The sequence below is a fragment of the Brucella oryzae genome (assembly GCF_041929965.1).
Taxonomy (GTDB): domain Bacteria; phylum Pseudomonadota; class Alphaproteobacteria; order Rhizobiales; family Rhizobiaceae; genus Brucella; species Brucella oryzae.
In genome coordinates this window covers 50,624-67,531 of record NZ_JBHEEO010000006.1, presented here as the reverse complement: position 1 = coordinate 67,531, position 16,908 = coordinate 50,624, and the positions used below count along the sequence as shown (strand labels likewise).

Below are 16,908 nucleotides of genomic sequence, written 5' to 3'. Positions count from 1 at the left end.
GGTCACGCCCCAAAAAGTCGACATGCTAATTCAACACGCTGCTTCAACAGTTCACTCAATGCTTACTCAAAAACTCTCTCTCAGCCATTGGCTGACACGTTGAATGCGCCCACCCGTACCGGTCATGAGACCGGAGGAAGCTGCTTTCACCGACCGCTCTTCTATCCCCGCCACCTGCGGGTAAATCAGAAGTCCGACGGTCGCGGCAAAAGCTGCCCCCTTAGCCGCCTCAGGCAATCCCGCTATTCCTAGAGGACGCCCGATTCGTACATTTCTTGCAAGAATTCGCCTGGCTGCCTCTGGCATTCCTGGCAGCTGGCTTGCGCCGCCGGTCAGAACCACACGCTTGCCGACAATATGTCCAAGACCTGACTGGTTGAGCCTGTCGCGCACCAGTTCAAGCGTCTCTTCCACTCTTGCACGGATAATCCGCGTCAGTACCGAGCGCGGATATTGATTGGGTACGTCCCGTTCATCGTCACCGATGGGCGGAACAGAAATAAGGTCTCGATCATCGGCAGCGCTCGGCAGAGCAGAGCCGTACATGACCTTGAGGCGCTCAGCGTCTTCCATCCGGGTGGAGAAGCCGCGAGCCACGTCCATCGTCACGTGATTGCCACCGATGGCCACTGCATCGGCGTGAATGAACTTGCCTTCGGAGAAGACGGAAATCGTTGTCGTGCCGCCGCCCATATCAATGCAGGCCGCCCCCATTTCAGCTTCATCACCGACAAGAGCTGCAAGGCCGCTCGCATAAGGCGTCGCAACGATGGCTTCCACGGACAAATGGCAGCGATTGATGCAAAGCTCGAGATTGCGCAGCGGAGCCGCATCAGCCGTCAGCACATGCATATCGACGCCGAGGCTGTCGCCCAGCATACCAAGCGGATCGCGAATACCGCGCTCACCGTCAAGCGTGTAGCCAACCGGCAGCGAGTGAACGAGGTGGCGTTCAGCAGCAAGCGCCTGCTTGGCGCCAGCGGCCAGTACGCGGCGAATATCTGTCTGCTCAACCTCATGACCGCCAAGATTGACGCTCGCGGTAAAGGTTTCGCTCTTGAGGCGACCAGCCGAAATATTGACGATGAGACTATCAACGGTCAGGCCAGCCATGCGTTCTGCTGCATCGACAGCAAGACGGATCGACTGCTCAGCCGCATCCAGATCGATGATGACGCCCGACTTGACGCCGCGCGAACGCTGGTGACCGATGCCCAGTACTTCCATACGGTGCGTGCGACCCGGCAGCAGCGCGCCGCCTTCATGCGGACGCAGTCGTGCGATGACACAGGAAACTTTGCTCGACCCGACATCCAGAACCGTTAACAGGCGCACCTTGCGCCCTGCAGTTCCGCCTTGTGATGATCCCTTGCCGCCCAGAATACTCATACGCGCTTCCCCGTGCGGGATAGTTCCTTTTTACGCTCCGCCAGGAACTTCTGGCGCTGCTCCATGCCACTTGCAGACAATTGAACCGTCACGCGGTCGTCGAGACGAAGATCGACCGCAGCGATATCGCGCGACAAAAGATGCTTTTCCTGATCGAGCTTTTCGACCTGCGCCAGCGCCTTCAACGGATCGTCTTCCGGCAACATGATGCGCACGCCATTGTCCAGAAGAAGGTCCCAGCGACGGTCGCCAACGCGGATATAAGCGCGAACCTTTCCGGCCAGACCGGGATAGGCAGCAATCTCGTCGACGAAACCCTTGACCTTTTTCTCGGCACCATCGCCCACAACGAGAGGCAGTGCATTATAACGGCCAGGACGGAACGGAACGATGGTATCGCCCGCCGCATCGATCAATGAAAGTTCCTTGTCGTTCTGCCAGATCGCAAAAGCCTTGCGCTCCTGAAGCGAGACGAGAACAGTACCCGGATAAACCTTGCGCACTTCCGCACTTTCAACCCAAGGCAGCTTATCAATGGACTGCCGCGCCTCCTCGGCACTCAGACCGACCAGAGACGTTTCGCCGTCGAGATTGAGTTGACCCAGAATATCGATGTCGGAAGTTTCGTTGTTGCCTACGACTTTCACGTCCTCAATTGCGAAACCGAGTGTGGACGCAGTCGCCTTGACGACCTCGGGCGTATGCCCGCCGACCGCCATGCCATAAAGGCCGGTCGCACCGAGAAAACCCAGCATGCCGACGGTACCGGCATGGCGTGGAATATTGACATTGCCCTGGAAGAGACGGACGGCAAAGCGGAACGGCTTGCGCAGGAAGCGCGGCAGGACAAAAGCAGCATTCATCACACCCGATGCATCCCGCATCGCGCCCGAGCGCCCATATCCATCCGATTTTCCGTTCAACGCAAACAAGACGCGTCCTCCACCATCCAACTCAACAATTCACCGAAAGAGATACCCGCCGCCTTGGCGATATCAGGCACGAGCGAGGTAGGAGTCATCCCCGGCTGGGTATTGATTTCCAGCCAGATAACTTCGCCATCTTCGGAGAAACGGTCATCGAAACGGAAGTCCGACCGGCTTACGCCCCGACACCCGATTGCCCGATGCGCCGTAAGGGCCATTGTTTGTATTTTTTGGTAAATATTTGGTAAAATTTTTGCCGGACACACGTGAGATGACGCGCCTGCAACATATTTTGAATCATAGTCGTAGAACTGATGTCCCACCGGAATGATCTCGCACACATCCATGACGCGATCACCCATCACCGCGCAGGTCAATTCCCGACCGGGAATGTATTTTTCGACCAGAACCTCGGCACCGTAGCTCCACTCAGCCGAACCGATGATTTGCGGCGGATGCGTCTGGTCCTCCTTAACGATCACAACACCAAAGCTCGAACCTTCACGGACCGGCTTGACCACGTAAGGCGGCTCCATCGGATGCTCTGTACCGATTTCAAAACGGTTGAGCAGAAGCGAGGGAGCAACAGTAACGCCATCAGCAGCTGCAACCTTCTTGGCGCGATCCTTGTCCATGGCGAGCGCCGAAGCAAGTACACCCGAATGCGTGTAGGGAATCTGGAGATATTCGAGAACACCCTGAATAGCACCATCCTCACCGAAAGGGCCATGCAGCGCATTGAACGCAACATCAGGTTTCAACTCGGCAAGAACGCTGGCAACATTGCGATCCACATCAACACGCGTAACGCGATAGCCACGCTCTTCAAGGGTCGAAGCGCAAGCCGTTCCGGAGGACAAGCTGACCGGACGCTCCGAAGAGAAACCGCCCATCAAAACGGCGACGTGCTTTCCCGTCATGTTAGCATCCCCTCTGCGCAATCCCCTGCGCATCGATTAAACAGAGTCCAGACAACCCAGCAGCACAGGCCGCAGGCACCCGCGGCAGGAAAATCCTGCCGAATCAAATCACTGTGTGGTTAACCCTAAAGAATCAGAGGATTGATTCCGTGGCAAGTCCCTATAGGACAGGACGAAGCTTAGGCTTCGCTTGTGAGGGCAAAAAAGCCCGGAATTTCAGGTAGAAAATCCGGGCAACTTTTTTATTAGAATTTTCCCAAAAACTCTTCAACCGGCTCACCCTCGCGGAACAAACCGAGACGTTTGATTTCCCAGTGAAGGCGAATGCCCGAATTTTCGAAAACTTTGGCGCGAACCGTCTCACCCAAAGTCTCCAGATCATGCCCCGTTGCAGTGCCGGTATTGATCATGAAATTGCAGTGCATTTCGGACATCTGTGCGCCGCCAACACGCAAACCGCGACAGCCTGCCTTGTCGATTTCCTTCCAAGCCGATGTGCCTTCCGGATTCTTGAAGGTCGAGCCGCCAGTCTTTTCACGCACTGGCTGCACTGTCTCGCGATGATGCTGCACTTCGTCCATCGCACGGCGGATCTCCTCGCGCTCGCCCGGTACGCCCTCAAACAGGACCGAGGTGAAGATCAGGTCCGGCGACGCCGAGGAATGGCGATAGGCATAACCCATATCGGCATTGGACAGCACATGCACCTCGCCCTTGCGGTCGAGCGCACGCACTTCCACCACGCGCTCGCGCGTTTCGACACCGTTTGCGCCAGCATTCATGCGCAAAGCGCCGCCAATACCGCCGGGTATGCCATGATAGAAATGAAAACCTGCCAGCCCTGCTTCCAGCGCCGCTGCGGCCACACGCTTGTCAGGCGTTGCCGCCCCTGCCCGCAGCCGCGTGTCGGAAACCTGTTCGACTTCGCCGAAACCTTTTGCAGAAAGCCGCACGACAAAGCCTGGAACTCCGCCATCGCGCACGAGCAGATTGGAGCCGATGCCCACCACAAGGAGCGGTATTTCTTCCGGCACGGCTTTCAGAAATGCGGAGAGATCTTCCTCGTCGGCAGGCTGGAACAGAACCTGCGCCGGTCCGCCAGCGCGGAACCAGGTGATCTTGTCCATACCCGCATCGGGCGTCAGCCGACCACGCAGGCCCGACAGTTTGCCGTCGAGCTTCTTGAGAAGCGTCTCGCCGCTTTCCATCTTACTTCTTACCCTGTTCTGCCAGTTCCTTCGGCAGTGCGTAGGCCCACTGCGTGATATTGCCTGCGCCGAGGCAGACCACGAAGTCGCCCGGCTCTGTAATCGACGCAACCAATGGCGCCAGCGCCTCTGGACCACTGGCATAGCGCGCATCGCGATGACCTGCGGTTTTGATGCGCGATACGAGCGCCTCGGAATTGACGCCTTCGATCGGATCTTCGCCTGCCGTATAGACCGGCGCCACGATGACCGTATCGGCATCGTTGAAACATGCCGCGAATTCGTCGAACAGGCTAGCCAGACGCGTGAAACGGTGCGGCTGCACGATGGCAACCACACGCCCCTTCGTGGCCTCACGCGCCGCTTTCAGCACGGCGCGGATTTCAACCGGGTGATGGCCGTAATCGTCGAATATCTCGACGCCATTCCATGTGCCGGTATGGGTAAAGCGCCGCTTCACACCGCCGAACGAGCCGAGGCCGCGACGAATATCGTCGGCAGAGATACCCAGTTCGTGCGCAACAGCGATTGCTGCCGTCGCATTGGATACGTTGTGCTGGCCCGGCATCGGCAGGCGCAGATCCTTGATCTCAGTCGCCTCACCCTTGCGGGAACGGATCACAACATCGAACAGGCTCACTGCGCCGTCCATGCGATGATTGACGAAACGCACATCGGCCTGCGGGTTTTGGCCATAAGTCACAATGCGGCGATCTTCGATGCGGCTCACCAGAGCCTGCACTTCGGGATGGTCAAGGCACATCACGCCAAAGCCATAGAACGGAACATTCTCGACAAACTGCCCGAAAGCCGCGCGCACATTGTCGAAATTGCCGTAATGATCGAGATGTTCCGGATCGATATTGGTGATAACCGCAATATCCGCTGGCAGCTTCAGGAAGGTTCCATCGCTTTCATCTGCTTCCACCACCATCCAGTCGCCGTCGCCCATACGGGCATTGGTGCCATAGGCGTTGATGATACCGCCATTGATGACGGTCGGATCAAGGTGGCCTGCATCAAGCAATGCGGCAACCATCGACGTTGTGGTGGTCTTGCCATGCGTACCGCCAATCGCGACCGCATGACGGAAGCGCATCAGTTCGGCCAGCATTTCAGCACGGCGCACAATGGGCAGCAGCTTTTCGCGTGCAGCAACCAGCTCGGGATTATTCTTCTTGATCGCCGTCGAAACGACAACAACCTCGGCATCGCCGATGTTTTCAGCCTTGTGGCCGACAAAGACCTCAATGCCTTTTTCACGCAGGCGCTGTACATTGGCGCTGTCGGACTGATCCGAGCCCTGCACATGATAGCCAAGATTATGCAGCACTTCGGCAATACCGCTCATGCCGATGCCGCCAATTCCGATGAAATGGACAAGCCCGATATTCAGCGGCATTTTCATGGCCGAGTTCCTTCTTTGAATTCCTGAACTGATTTACCCGCTGCAATAGCCTCTGCCAGATCAGCAAGCAACCGCGCTGCATCCGGCTTACCAACGCTTTTTGCAGCTTTTGCTTGTGCTTCGAGGCGCTCCGGCTGATTCATCGCCGCCTGAAGTATCGTCGCCAGCCGTTCGGGCGACAATTCCGACTGGCGCACGACCTCGCCACCGCCGACAGCCGCAAGCGCTGCCGCATTCGCCGCCTGATCATGATCGAGCGCATGCGGAAACGGCACCAGCATTGCCGGACGGCCAATCACCGTGATCTCGGAAACGGTCGAAGCGCCGGAGCGCGAAATCACGAACTGGGCATCCGCCATGCGTGCCGGCATATCGTTGAAAAACGGCGCGACATCGGCAGGAATACCCAGCTTCTTGTAAGCTTCCCGCACGGCGGCTTCGTCTTCCTTGCGCGCCTGCTGGGTAATCAGCAGCCGCGCCCGGTCTTTCTCGGACAGCAAGGCCACGGCAGCGGGAATGGCTGTTGAAAAGAACTGCGCGCCCTGACTGCCGCCAAAAACCAGCAGCCGGAAACGTTCATCCGCCTTGACCGGTTTGTAGGGCGTTCCGGCAGCGGCGAGAACTGGCGGACGCACCGGATTGCCAGTCGTGACCGTCTTTTCGGCATAGGCCCCGCCGGTCTCGGGCAGAAAACCACCAGCAATTGCTTTCACGCGACCTGCAAGCCCTTTATTGGCGCGGCCCATGACGGCGTTCTGCTCGTGGACCATGGTCGGAATCTGCATGTTGCTCGCGGCATAGAGCGGCGGCAGCGTCGGATATCCGCCAAAGCCTGCAACCAGCTTCGGTTTCAGCCGACGAAACAGTTTGCGGGAATCGAGATTGCCCTGCCACAGCGACCAGAACGTCTTCATGAGCGCTAACGGATTGCGGCCTGCAATTGTCGCCGAACGAATGACGTGGACATGGTCTTCCGCGAAGGCACCCGCGAAACGCTGCGCGCGCGCATCGGTCGCCAGATGGACGTCCCATCCGCGTGCCTTCAATTCATGCGCCAGCGCTTCCGCTGGAAAGAGATGGCCGCCTGTTCCACCGGCGGCCAGTACGATTACGCCTTTCCCCATATTGCCCTCACAAAGCCGGAATGCGCCTGTTCACATCGGTGCCCATGCTGACCGTATGGGTCATACGCGCTTCCGGACGGCGGCGCGTCAGAGCCAGAAGAATACCCATCGTGATGGCAATGGCGATGAGCGAGGAACCGCCATAGGAAATAAACGGCAGGGTCATTCCTTTTGCAGGCATAAGATGCAGGTTCACGGCCATATTGATGATCGACTGGAAGCCGAACAGAATGACGATTCCCGAAACGGCCAGACGGGTGAACGGATCACGCTCACGCAGTGCAATCGAAAGACCGCGCACGACGATGAAGGCAAACAGCAGCATGATAATCATGCACAGAATGATGCCGTATTCTTCCGCCGCAACCGAGAAAATGAAGTCGGTGTGGCTGTCCGGAATGATCCGCTTCACGGTTCCTTCGCCCGGACCTTGTCCGAACCAGCCGCCGCGCAGGATCGCTTCGCGACCGGCATCAACCTGAAACGTATCGCCCTCGCCCGTCATGAACCGATTGATACGCCCAGCAACGTGATCGAACATGAAATAGGCTGAAACACCACCGCAAACCGCAAGGCCACCGAGAACCAGAATCCAGAACATCGGCAGTCCCGCGAGGAAGAACATCGCTCCCCATGTGCCTGTGGTCAGCATTGTCTGGCCAAGGTCAGGCTGGAGAACGAGCAGAGCGGCTACGGTGCCGAAAAGCAGCATGGCTAGAAAATTGCCGGGCATGTCTCCACCGCGTTCACGTTCCGAAAACAGCCAAGCGCAAACCACCACAAAGGCGGGTTTCATGAATTCCGACGGCTGGATGGAGATACCCGCAAGATTGACCCAACGCCGCGCGCCCTTCACTTCGATGCCGAAAAACAGGGCGGCAACCATCAACACAAGCGAAATGCCAAGCAGGATCAAAGCAAATCGCCTGATCTGGCGCGGCGACAGAAACGACACGCCGATCATGACGGCCACCGCCGGAAGCATGAAGAAAATCTGACGTTCAACGAAATGGAAACTGTCGAGGCCGATGCGCTGGGCCACGGCAGGACTTGCGGCGAATGACAGCAGAATGCCAAGCCCCATCAGAGCAAGACATGCAGCGAGGAAGAAGCGGTCTATTGTCCACCACCAATTGGCGACAGGACCGCGATCGACACGGCTTACCATCAGCTTTTTCCTCCTATCGGCTCAACACCCGGAAGCGCCAGAACAGCGCTGCGGAATGCATCGCCGCGTTTTTCAAAATTCTGGAACTGGTCGAAGCTCGCGCAAGCGGGCGACAGCAGCACGACCGGCTCGGGAGCAGCATCGTTACCAGCATCGTGGGCCGCGTGTTCGACGGCAACCGCAAGCGTGTCGGAAATCTCGAACGGCGCTGCGTCGCCAAGCGTTGCGGCAAACTGCGCTGCGGCTTCACCAATCAGATAGGCCTTGGCAATTCGCGGGAAGAACCCGGCCAGCGAGGCAATCCCGCCAGCTTTCGGCACACCACCTGCAATCCAGTAGATGTTCTGTGGAAAGGACGACAATGCCGGAGCAGTTGCTTCCGCATTTGTCGCCTTGGAATCGTTGACGAACAGGACTTTGCCGCGATGGCCGACCTGTTCCATGCGATGGGCCAGACCGGGGAAACTCTTCAACCCGGCATGAATTTCTTCAAGGCTTAAGCCCACCGACAGACAGGCCGCAATGGCTGCAAGCGCATTCTGCGCATTGTGCGCACCGCGCAGCGAACCGATACCTTCCAGCGAAGCGATTTCGTCGATTTCCCCATCCTGCGCCCAGAAGAGCTTTGCGCCGTCAGCAAAATAACCTTTGCCAAGCCGCTTTTCCTTGGAAATCCGCACGACATTTACGCCGCCACGATAAAGCCGGTCCGCAATGGCTTCGCAGTAAGGATCGTCAACGCCGATGATCGCCGTGTCGCTCGCGGCCACCAGACGTTCCTTGATCGCGGCATAGTTTTCCATCGAGCCATGACGGTCTAGATGATCCGGCGTCAGATTGAGCAGGATGCCCGCCGTCGGGTTCAGCGATGGCGCGAGGTCGATCTGGTAGGATGAGCACTCGACCACATAGAAGCGATTTGTCTGCGGGGGCTCCAGCGTCAGGATTGCCGTGCCGATATTGCCGCCCAGCTGCATATCCCGGCCGGAAGCCTTGATGATATGGGCAATCAAGGCGGTGGTCGTCGATTTGCCGTTGGTGCCGGTAATGGCAATGAAAGGGCAATCGGGAGCAATGTGACGGCGCTCGCGGACGAACAGCTCCACATCGCCGATGATTTCGACACCTGCGGCATGGGCCAGATCGACAGTCCAGTGCGGCTTTGGATGCGTCAGCGGAACGCCCGGCGAAAGCACGAAAGCCGCAAATTGTGACCAGTCAGCCTGCCGAAGATCGCCTGTGGCAATACCCGCGCTCTGGGCACGGGCAACGCTGTCTGGATTGTCATCCCATGCAATGATCTTTGCGCCGCCCGCAAGAATGGCCTTGGCGGTCGCAATGCCCGACCCGCCCAGTCCGAAAAGGGCGACTGTCTTATCCTTGAGGGCGGTGATCGGGATCATTCGATATGCCTGTTATCTGAGCTTCAAGGTTGAAAGGCCAATCATCGCGAGAATGATCGCAACGATCCAGAACCGGATCACGACCTGGCTCTCGGTCCAGCCCTTCTTTTCAAAATGGTGGTGGATAGGCGCCATGAGGAAGACGCGCTTGCCGGTCAGCTTGAAGGAGCCGACCTGAATGATGACGGAAAGGGCCTCCATGACAAACAGGCCGCCGATGATGGCGAGGACGATTTCGTGCTTCGTCGCAACCGCAACCGTGCCGAGCATACCACCCAGCGCCAGCGAACCCGTATCGCCCATGAAGATAGCCGCGGGAGGCGCGTTGAACCACAGGAAGCCAAGTCCCGCGCCGATAACAGCACCAAGAACCACAGCAAGTTCACCTGTGCCTGGTACGAAATGGATCTGCAGATAGTCGGCGAAGATCGCATTACCGGAAAGATAGGCGATGAAGCCGAAGGAGGCTGCAGCCACCATGACCGGCACGATTGCAAGCCCGTCGAGACCATCGGTCAGGTTTACGGCGTTGCCTGCGCCAACCATGACGAAGGCGGCAAACGGAATGAAGAACCAGCTCAGATTGATGACGAACTGCTTGGCAAACGGGAATGTTAGCGACGACGAGAATGGCTCCTGCCCTGCCCGCATAATGACGAAAGCAGCAACAGCGGCGATCAGGAATTCGATGCCAAGACGCGCCTTGCCGGAAAAGCCCTTGTCGGACTGCTTCGTCACCTTGAGATAATCATCATAGAAGCCGATAGCGCCAAAACCGACCGTGACCATCAGCACGACCCAGACATAGACGCTTGAGAGATTGGCCCAGAGCAGGCACGACACAAGGATGCCGGTCATGATCATGAGACCACCCATGGTGGGCGTACCGGCCTTCTTGAAGTGGGTCTGCGGACCGTCAGCGCGGATCGGCTGGCCTTTCCCCTGACGCACCCGCAGCGAATTGATGATCGACGGGCCGAACAGGAACACGATCAACGCCGATGTAATCATCGCGCCGCCGGTGCGGAAAGTAATGTAGCGGAACACATTGAGCGGTGTCATATGTTCGGCGAAGAAGGTGAGAAGCATCAACATGTAGAGAAAAATCCCTCAAATACCGCTTACTCCGCGGGTTCCACCGGCGGAAACTGGCTGATCAGCGCCTTGACAATTTTGGAAAAGCCGATCCCCTTCGACGATTTCACCATGATGACATCGCCCGGACGGACCGCCTTGATCACCAGCGGCAACAATTCGTCGGTGCTTTGCCTGTACTCGGTCTGAATTTCAATCGGCAAGGCATTTTTAAGTGCCGACATGTCCGGTCCACCGATAAAAAGCGCATTAACTTCGGCATCCACAATCGGGCGCGCCAGATCGGCGTGAAGTTTGCCCGACTGGCGGCCAAGCTCCAGCATGTCCCCCAAAACAGCAATGCGACGGCCACGCGAGCCTTCCGGTGTCGTCGAATGCAGCAGCGACAGGGCTGCGCGCATCGAGGTCGGGTTCGCGTTGTAGCTCTCGTCGATCAGCGTGAACGTGCCCTCGGGATGTTGCAGCACGTGGCGCGCGCCGCGACCGCCTTCGGCAGAAAGTGTCGCCATGGCCATCATCACCTTGGCGATATCGGCCCCGACCAGATCAGCGGCACCCAGCACGGCAAGCATGTTCTGCACGATATGGCGGCCCGGCATCCCGACCTTGACCGCAGCCTCATGCGTGCCGATCTTCACCGTCATGCACGAGCAGGTTGGGTGCAACTTCACTTCGCGCAGGCGGTAGTCGGCGCGGGCATTCTCGCCGAAGGTGACGATATGCTCGACACCGGCCTTTTCGGCCAGTTCTTCCAGCTGCCTGAAACGCTTGTCGTCGCGATTGAGAAGCGCATAGCCGCCCGGCACGATGCCTTCGAAAATCTCCGCCTTGGCGACGGCGATTTCTTCCAGATTGGAAAAGTGGCCAAGATGCGCCGGTGCAATCAGCGTAATCAGCGCCACATGCGGGCGCACCATCCTCACCAGCGGACGAATTTCGTCATGATGGTTCATGCCAATTTCGAAGACGCCGTAATCCGTATCGGCAGGCATGCGCGCAAGCGTCAGCGGCACGCCCCAATGATTGTTGAACGACGCCACAGAAGCGTGGACCTTGCCGACTTCGGAAAGCACATGGCGCAGGGCTTCCTTGGTCGTCGTCTTGCCGACGGAACCAGTCACCGCGATGATCTGCGCCTTCGAGCGGGCCCGCGAGGCAATACCGAGCTTGGTCAGGGCCTCAAGCACATCCTCGACCACGATCATCGGCACTTTGGAATTGCCGAATGCGGGTAGACGATGCTCAGCCACCACGAGAAGACCCGCACCAGCAGCCATCGCAGAAGTTACGAAATCATGCCCGTCGAATTGTTCGCCCTTGATGGCAAAGAACGCCTCGCCCGGTTTCAGCGAACGGCTGTCGATTGAGATACCGGTTATGCCGCCGGGAAGGTTGCCGAAGGGCCTGCCTTCCATGGCTTCAACCATATCGTTGGATGTCCAGAGCCAGTCACTCATTCCGAGCGCTCCTCAAGACGGGCAGCAAGGGCGGCGGCTACTTCCGCATGATCCGAGAATGGCAAGGTAATATTGCCGACAATCTGCCCTTCTTCGTGCCCCTTGCCTGCAACGACCAGCGTATCACCCGGCTGCATCATGGAAACGGCGGTAAAGATCGCTTCACGACGATCACCGATTTCAGTTGCGCCCGGTGCCGCCGCCATGATTTCGGAGCGGATTTGGGCTGGAACCTCCGAACGCGGATTGTCGTCCGTGACGATCGCCACATCCGCCAGTCGCGAGGCGATCTCACCCATGATCGGACGCTTGCCCTTGTCGCGGTCGCCACCGCAACCGAAAACAACGATCACCCGGCCCGTCGTAAACGGGCGCACGGAAGTCAGAACATTTTCCAGTGCCTCGGGCTTATGGGCGTAATCGACATAGGCCGGGGCGCCATCTTCCGTCGCGCCGACGAGATCGAGTCGTCCCGGTGCGCCTTTCAGGAGCGCCAAGGCACGCATCGCAGCTGCAGCCGGAACGCCCGTAACCATGGCAAGCCCTGCAGCAACCAGCGCATTCGCGACCTGAAAATCTCCGGCGAGCGGCAGTTCGATCTCAAAGATATCGTCGCCGATACGCACTTCAACATGCTGGCGGAAACGCTCATGCTCTACCCGCTTGAGGGCAATGAAATTGCCTTTCCGTCCAACCGTTTTCACGTCGCATCCAGCACGCGTTGCCGCCTCAATGGCCTGCGCGGAGAAATGATCGTCGGAGAAGATGATGGCTGGCGCGCCCTTCGGCAAAAGCGAGCTGAAGAGGCGCATCTTCGCGCCCAGATATTCCTCAATGGTCGCGTGATAATCCATATGGTCGCGACCGAGATTGGTAAAGGCCCCGGCAGCGAGCTTGACGCCGTCCAGACGGCGCTGGTCGAGACCATGGGATGAAGCTTCCATGGCCGCATGGGTCACGCCTTCATCGGCAAGCTCCGCCAGAACACGATGCAGCTCCACCGGATCGGGCGTGGTCAGCGAATTATAATCGCTGCGGGTCGGCGAGAATACGCCGGTCGTGCCGATATTCGCCGCCGGAAAACCGGCATAGGCCCAGATCTGTCGGGTGAAGGAGGCGACGGAAGTCTTGCCGCTGGTACCCGTAACCGCAACCATAACTTGTGGCTGCTTGCCATAGAACTGCGCCGCAGCGACTGCCAGTGCAAGCCGCGGATCACCAACATGGAGGACCGGCACGCCTGCATCGGCGATGGCCGTATCCTTGCCTGCGATGACGGCGCTGGCGCCGCGCTTGACGGCATCGGCGACAAAAGCCGCGCCATCCGCCTTTACGCCCTTCAGCGCTGCGAAAAGAAAACCGCGTTCGACCTTGCGGGAGTCCGACGTCACGCCGGTGATCTCCACCTCACCGGCATTGCCGGAGGCCAGTTCCTTAAAGAGGGCGATTTCCTTCAATTTCATGGTCATACCAAATCCAGATTCAGTTGTGCGCGTTTCGCTGCAAAGGTTGCTTTATGCGAATCAATTGTATTCGTTGGAAACCATTGCTGGCGGCACTTCCTGTTGAAAATCAGGCCTGCCGCTGACATTTTCCACTGTTGCGGGCAGAGCTTCGAGTTGGAAATCGGGCTTCACACCGAGGAACGATGCAGATCTGCGGATAATCTCTGAAACCATCGGCGCTGCATTAAGACCTGCGGTTGCGCTGAACTTGCCCTCCTCCGGCTTCGGTTCATCGATGATGGTCAGCACGACATAGGTCGGATCGTCCATCGGAAATGATGCCAGAAACGCATTGAAGCGCACGTCTTTCGAGTAGCGGCCATTCACGACTTTTTCCGCCGTACCGGTCTTGCCGCCGACGCGATAACCCGGAACCGTAGCACGCTTGCCAGAGCCGCCCTGAGCGGTCGCATTGAGGCGATAGAGGTAGCGCATATCCGCAGAAACCTGTGGATGAATGACCTGTTTGGCGACCTGATTGGCCTGAGCCTGCGAACGCATCAGGAAAGTCGGCTCCATCAGCTTGCCGCCATTCATCAGCGCAGCTGCACCAACCGCCGTCTGCAGCGGTGTCGTCATCATGCCGTGGCCGAACGAAATGGTCATGGAATGGACCTTCTTCCACACGCGCGGTTCGACGGGACGCGCCACTTCCGGCAGCTCCGTCTGCATGCGGTCGAGAAGGCCGATCTTCTTCAGGAATGCGCGATGCCCTTCAATGCCGACTGCATCCGCCTCACGGCCTGAGCCAATATTGGATGAGAAGATGAAGACTTCTGGCAATGTCAGCCAGCGGCCCTTGCCGTGGAAGTCGCGGATCGTCTGGCGACCGAATACCAGCGGACGGCTGGCGTCGAGTTTCGACTGCAGGTTGAACTTTCCGGAATCGAGCGCCATCGCCGTGGTAAAGCTCTTGATGGTTGAGCCCATTTCATAGGTGCCTGCCGACATGCGGTTCAGACGGTCCTTGTCCAGTGCATGGACCGGGTTATTCGGATCGAAATCCGGCACCGAGGACATGGCGATCACCTCGCCGGTCTTGACGTTCAGCACCACCGCACCGGCAGCAATCGCCCGGTAGCGTTCCATGGCCTTGACCAGCACGTCGCGCATGATGTGCTGCACGCGAATATCGATCGACAGGCGCACCGGTTCCAGCGACTGCCCGGTCGCCAGACCCACGGAACGCAGGTCGGTCAGCCCTTGGCTGTCGATATATTTCTCCATGCCCGCAATGCCCTGATTGTCAACATTGACCAGACCGAGGATGTGCGAAGCGGTTGGGCCGCCCGGATAAAAGCGGCGCTTTTCCGTACGGAAGCCGATGCCCGGCACGCCGAGCGCCATGATCTGGCTCTGCTGTCTCGGGGTCAGTCCGCGCTTGACCCAGACAAACCCGGCACCGCTTTTCAGACGCTTATATGTCGCTTCCCAATCGAGATCGGGTAGCACCGTCGACAGCATTTCAATGGTTTCGTCGGGATCGACGATCTTGCGCGGCTCGGCATAGAGCGAAGCCGTCTTGATGTCGGTTGCCAGAATTTCACCATTGCGATCGAGAATATCGGGGCGCGACGCCAGCTGGTGAACCGCCGGCCCTGTATTATCCTCGTTTTCACCCCCGATAACGCCGAAATAGATAAGCTTGCCGCCCATCACCCCATAGATGCCGACAAAACAGGCAATGGCCATCCAGAGGCGATTACGCGCGCGGTTACCATGCTTTTTGCGCGACCCGACAAAAGCCATGTTGCCGGCCAGCTTTTCATCACCAACCGGCTCAACATCACCTGCCCGCATATTCTTTTTTCTGAAAAGTCCAAGCCGCATGATCAGTGCCTCGTCCCGCTTTTCTTGACGCTGCCGGTCGTGATGGCATCTTTTTCGAGCACGCCGCTTGCGAGCAATTCGTCGCTGCCGGAGATAATCTTCTGAATATCGTCAATCGGACGTTCCGGAATTTCGTTGACGTCCCGCGCAAGCTGTTCCGGCTCAATCGGCTGAAGGTTCAATTCCTTCGCGTAAACGCCGACAAGGCTCTGCAAGCGGCCAGGCTGGGTCATCAAAGCCCAATCTGCGCGCAGAAGAGTGATCGTGTCCTTCTCGGAGTTGATCTGTCGCTTCAGCTTGCCGATGACCGCGATCTGCTTTTCCGCGTCATATTTGATCGTGTAGGTGACAGTCGCCGCCACCAGCATCGCCGCTATCATGATGATGTCGAAAGTACGCAGCACTCGTTTAACTCCGGGCCAGTTCGTTCGTTTCGGGCAGTTTCGGCAGCCCGAAAAGCGATAGATCGTCTTCCAGTGGCGGGTTTTCCGTCCTGATCCCTGCGCGCAGCTTTGCCGAGCGCGCGCGCGGGTTTCGTTCTTCTTCCTCAGCCGTCGGGCCGACAGCCCCCTTGACCGCGGGTGTAAAGCTTGGCAGACGGACATGCGTTTCCGGCAGATGACGCGATCCGGCACTGCCGCCCGCGCGGTCAGCGAAATAACGCTTCACCATGCGATCTTCCAGCGAATGGAAGGTCACGATAACCAGCCGACCACCCGGTTTCAGGATACGTTCGGCAGCAAGCAGTGCCCGCGCCAGTTCGCCCAGCTCATCATTCACATAGACGCGCAGCGCCTGAAAAACCCGTGTCGCCGGATGGATACGATCCTTCGGATTACGTCCCACAAGCGTTTCGATGGCATTGGCAAGATCGAGTGTGCGCGTGAAAGGCTGTGCCGTGCGGCGCTTGTCGATCATACGCGCGATGCGGCCCGCATGGCGTTCCTCGCCGAGAAAATTGAAGATGCGGGCGAGATCGCCAGTCTTGAGACGGTTGACCACATCGGCAGCGCTTGGCCCTTTTTTCGACATGCGCATGTCGAGTGGGCCATCCTTCTGGAAGGAAAAGCCGCGCTCGGCCTCATCGATCTGCATCGACGATACGCCAATGTCGAGCACAACGCCGTCCACCTTCTCTCCCGCTTCCCTAACCTGCGCAACCGCTTCATCAAGAGCGGAAAACCGGGACTCGACCAGATTGAGCCTGCCCAGAAACTGCTTTTCCATCGCTTTCCCGGCTTCGATTGCCGTCGGATCGCGGTCAATCGCGATCACGTCTGCTCCCGTTTCCAGAATGCGGCGCGTATAACCACCGGCACCGAATGTCCCATCGACAATCACTGCACCGGATACAGGCTTCAGGGCGTCGATCACTTCGGCAATCAGCACCGGAACGTGACGGACTTCAGCCCCTTCGGCTTGAGAATTGTCTCCGCCGAGGCTTGCCATCATTCCGATCCTTTCCCGGGTACTTG

The 16,908-nt window shown here is 58.2% G+C and carries 14 protein-coding genes; all 14 read right to left on the bottom strand.

Translation table 11 applies throughout. From position 1 onward, the window contains the following. Positions 1-66: 66 nt before the first annotated feature. The 14 genes from ftsA to rsmH all read right to left on the bottom strand — a co-directional run bounded on the left by ftsA (position 67) and on the right by rsmH (position 16,885). Positions 67-1,389 (bottom strand): cell division protein FtsA, encoded by a 1,323-nt coding sequence (gene ftsA, locus JNC70_RS07960; RefSeq protein ID WP_104755970.1) that lies wholly within the window; start codon positions 1,387-1,389, stop codon positions 67-69. Continuing rightward, positions 1,386-2,321, bottom strand: coding sequence for a cell division protein FtsQ/DivIB (locus JNC70_RS07955; RefSeq protein WP_104755971.1), 936 nt, complete (start codon positions 2,319-2,321; stop codon positions 1,386-1,388). Before JNC70_RS07955 ends, ftsA begins: the two co-directional genes overlap by 4 nt. After that, positions 2,309-3,235, bottom strand: coding sequence for a D-alanine--D-alanine ligase (locus tag JNC70_RS07950; protein ID WP_104755972.1), 927 nt, complete (start codon positions 3,233-3,235; stop codon positions 2,309-2,311). Before JNC70_RS07950 ends, JNC70_RS07955 begins: the two co-directional genes overlap by 13 nt. A 245-nt stretch (positions 3,236-3,480) precedes the next feature. Next, positions 3,481-4,443 (bottom strand): UDP-N-acetylmuramate dehydrogenase, encoded by a 963-nt coding sequence (gene murB, locus JNC70_RS07945; RefSeq protein WP_104755973.1) that lies wholly within the window; start codon positions 4,441-4,443, stop codon positions 3,481-3,483. 1 nt (position 4,444) lies between these two features. Next, positions 4,445-5,851 carry a UDP-N-acetylmuramate--L-alanine ligase gene (murC, locus tag JNC70_RS07940; RefSeq protein ID WP_104755974.1) on the bottom strand — a complete coding sequence of 469 codons (1,407 nt, stop codon included), beginning with the start codon at positions 5,849-5,851 and terminating at the stop codon, positions 4,445-4,447. After that, the gene (gene murG / locus JNC70_RS07935; protein ID WP_104755975.1) at positions 5,848-6,975 is read right to left on the bottom strand and encodes an undecaprenyldiphospho-muramoylpentapeptide beta-N-acetylglucosaminyltransferase; all 1,128 of its coding nucleotides are present in this window, start codon (positions 6,973-6,975) and stop codon (positions 5,848-5,850) included. The genes murC and murG overlap by 4 nt, the downstream gene beginning before the upstream one ends. Before the next feature lie 7 nt (positions 6,976-6,982). Further along, the gene (gene ftsW, locus JNC70_RS07930; RefSeq protein WP_104755976.1) at positions 6,983-8,143 is read right to left on the bottom strand and encodes a putative lipid II flippase FtsW; all 1,161 of its coding nucleotides are present in this window, start codon (positions 8,141-8,143) and stop codon (positions 6,983-6,985) included. Further along, complete coding sequence (murD, locus tag JNC70_RS07925; protein WP_104755977.1) at positions 8,143-9,546, bottom strand: UDP-N-acetylmuramoyl-L-alanine--D-glutamate ligase; 1,404 nt, start codon at positions 9,544-9,546, stop codon at positions 8,143-8,145. Before murD ends, ftsW begins: the two co-directional genes overlap by 1 nt. 12 nt (positions 9,547-9,558) lie before the next feature. Beyond that, a complete protein-coding gene (gene mraY, locus JNC70_RS07920; RefSeq protein WP_104755978.1) occupies positions 9,559-10,641 on the bottom strand; it encodes a phospho-N-acetylmuramoyl-pentapeptide-transferase in 1,083 nt (360 codons plus the stop codon). Between the two features lie 26 nt (positions 10,642-10,667). Beyond that, complete coding sequence (locus JNC70_RS07915; protein ID WP_104755979.1) at positions 10,668-12,098, bottom strand: UDP-N-acetylmuramoylalanyl-D-glutamyl-2,6-diaminopimelate--D-alanyl-D-alanine ligase; 1,431 nt, start codon at positions 12,096-12,098, stop codon at positions 10,668-10,670. Then, positions 12,095-13,567: a UDP-N-acetylmuramoyl-L-alanyl-D-glutamate--2,6-diaminopimelate ligase gene (locus JNC70_RS07910; protein WP_104755980.1), complete on the bottom strand. Its 1,473-nt coding sequence runs from the start codon at positions 13,565-13,567 to the stop codon at positions 12,095-12,097. The genes JNC70_RS07915 and JNC70_RS07910 overlap by 4 nt, the downstream gene beginning before the upstream one ends. A gap of 54 nt (positions 13,568-13,621) precedes the next feature. Continuing rightward, entirely contained in the window at positions 13,622-15,433 is a 1,812-nt protein-coding gene (locus JNC70_RS07905; RefSeq protein ID WP_104755981.1) for a peptidoglycan D,D-transpeptidase FtsI family protein, read from the bottom strand. Positions 15,434-15,435: 2 nt separating this feature from the next. Beyond that, positions 15,436-15,837 carry a cell division protein FtsL gene (gene ftsL / locus JNC70_RS07900; protein WP_104755982.1) on the bottom strand — a complete coding sequence of 134 codons (402 nt, stop codon included), beginning with the start codon at positions 15,835-15,837 and terminating at the stop codon, positions 15,436-15,438. Between the two features lie 4 nt (positions 15,838-15,841). Further along, positions 15,842-16,885 (bottom strand): 16S rRNA (cytosine(1402)-N(4))-methyltransferase RsmH, encoded by a 1,044-nt coding sequence (gene rsmH / locus JNC70_RS07895; protein WP_208623456.1) that lies wholly within the window; start codon positions 16,883-16,885, stop codon positions 15,842-15,844. Between the last annotated feature and the right edge of the window lie 23 nt (positions 16,886-16,908).

Excerpts from the sequence above, each read along its gene's own strand:
- murD (WP_104755977.1), bottom strand. The coding sequence starts at position 9,546 with ATGATCCCGATCACCGCCCTCAAGGATAAGACAGTCGCCCTTTTCGGA.
- mraY (WP_104755978.1), bottom strand. The coding sequence starts at position 10,641 with ATGTTGATGCTTCTCACCTTCTTCGCCGAACATATGACACCGCTCAAT.
- ftsA (WP_104755970.1), bottom strand. The coding sequence starts at position 1,389 with ATGAGTATTCTGGGCGGCAAGGGATCATCACAAGGCGGAACTGCAGGG.
- rsmH (WP_208623456.1), bottom strand. The coding sequence starts at position 16,885 with ATGATGGCAAGCCTCGGCGGAGACAATTCTCAAGCCGAAGGGGCTGAA.
- JNC70_RS07905 (WP_104755981.1), bottom strand. The coding sequence starts at position 15,433 with ATGCGGCTTGGACTTTTCAGAAAAAAGAATATGCGGGCAGGTGATGTT.
- JNC70_RS07910 (WP_104755980.1), bottom strand. The coding sequence starts at position 13,567 with ATGACCATGAAATTGAAGGAAATCGCCCTCTTTAAGGAACTGGCCTCC.
- JNC70_RS07915 (WP_104755979.1), bottom strand. The coding sequence starts at position 12,098 with ATGAGTGACTGGCTCTGGACATCCAACGATATGGTTGAAGCCATGGAA.
- murG (WP_104755975.1), bottom strand. The coding sequence starts at position 6,975 with ATGGGGAAAGGCGTAATCGTACTGGCCGCCGGTGGAACAGGCGGCCAT.
- ftsW (WP_104755976.1), bottom strand. The coding sequence starts at position 8,143 with ATGGTAAGCCGTGTCGATCGCGGTCCTGTCGCCAATTGGTGGTGGACA.
- murC (WP_104755974.1), bottom strand. The coding sequence starts at position 5,851 with ATGAAAATGCCGCTGAATATCGGGCTTGTCCATTTCATCGGAATTGGC.
- JNC70_RS07950 (WP_104755972.1), bottom strand. The coding sequence starts at position 3,235 with ATGACGGGAAAGCACGTCGCCGTTTTGATGGGCGGTTTCTCTTCGGAG.
- murB (WP_104755973.1), bottom strand. The coding sequence starts at position 4,443 with ATGGAAAGCGGCGAGACGCTTCTCAAGAAGCTCGACGGCAAACTGTCG.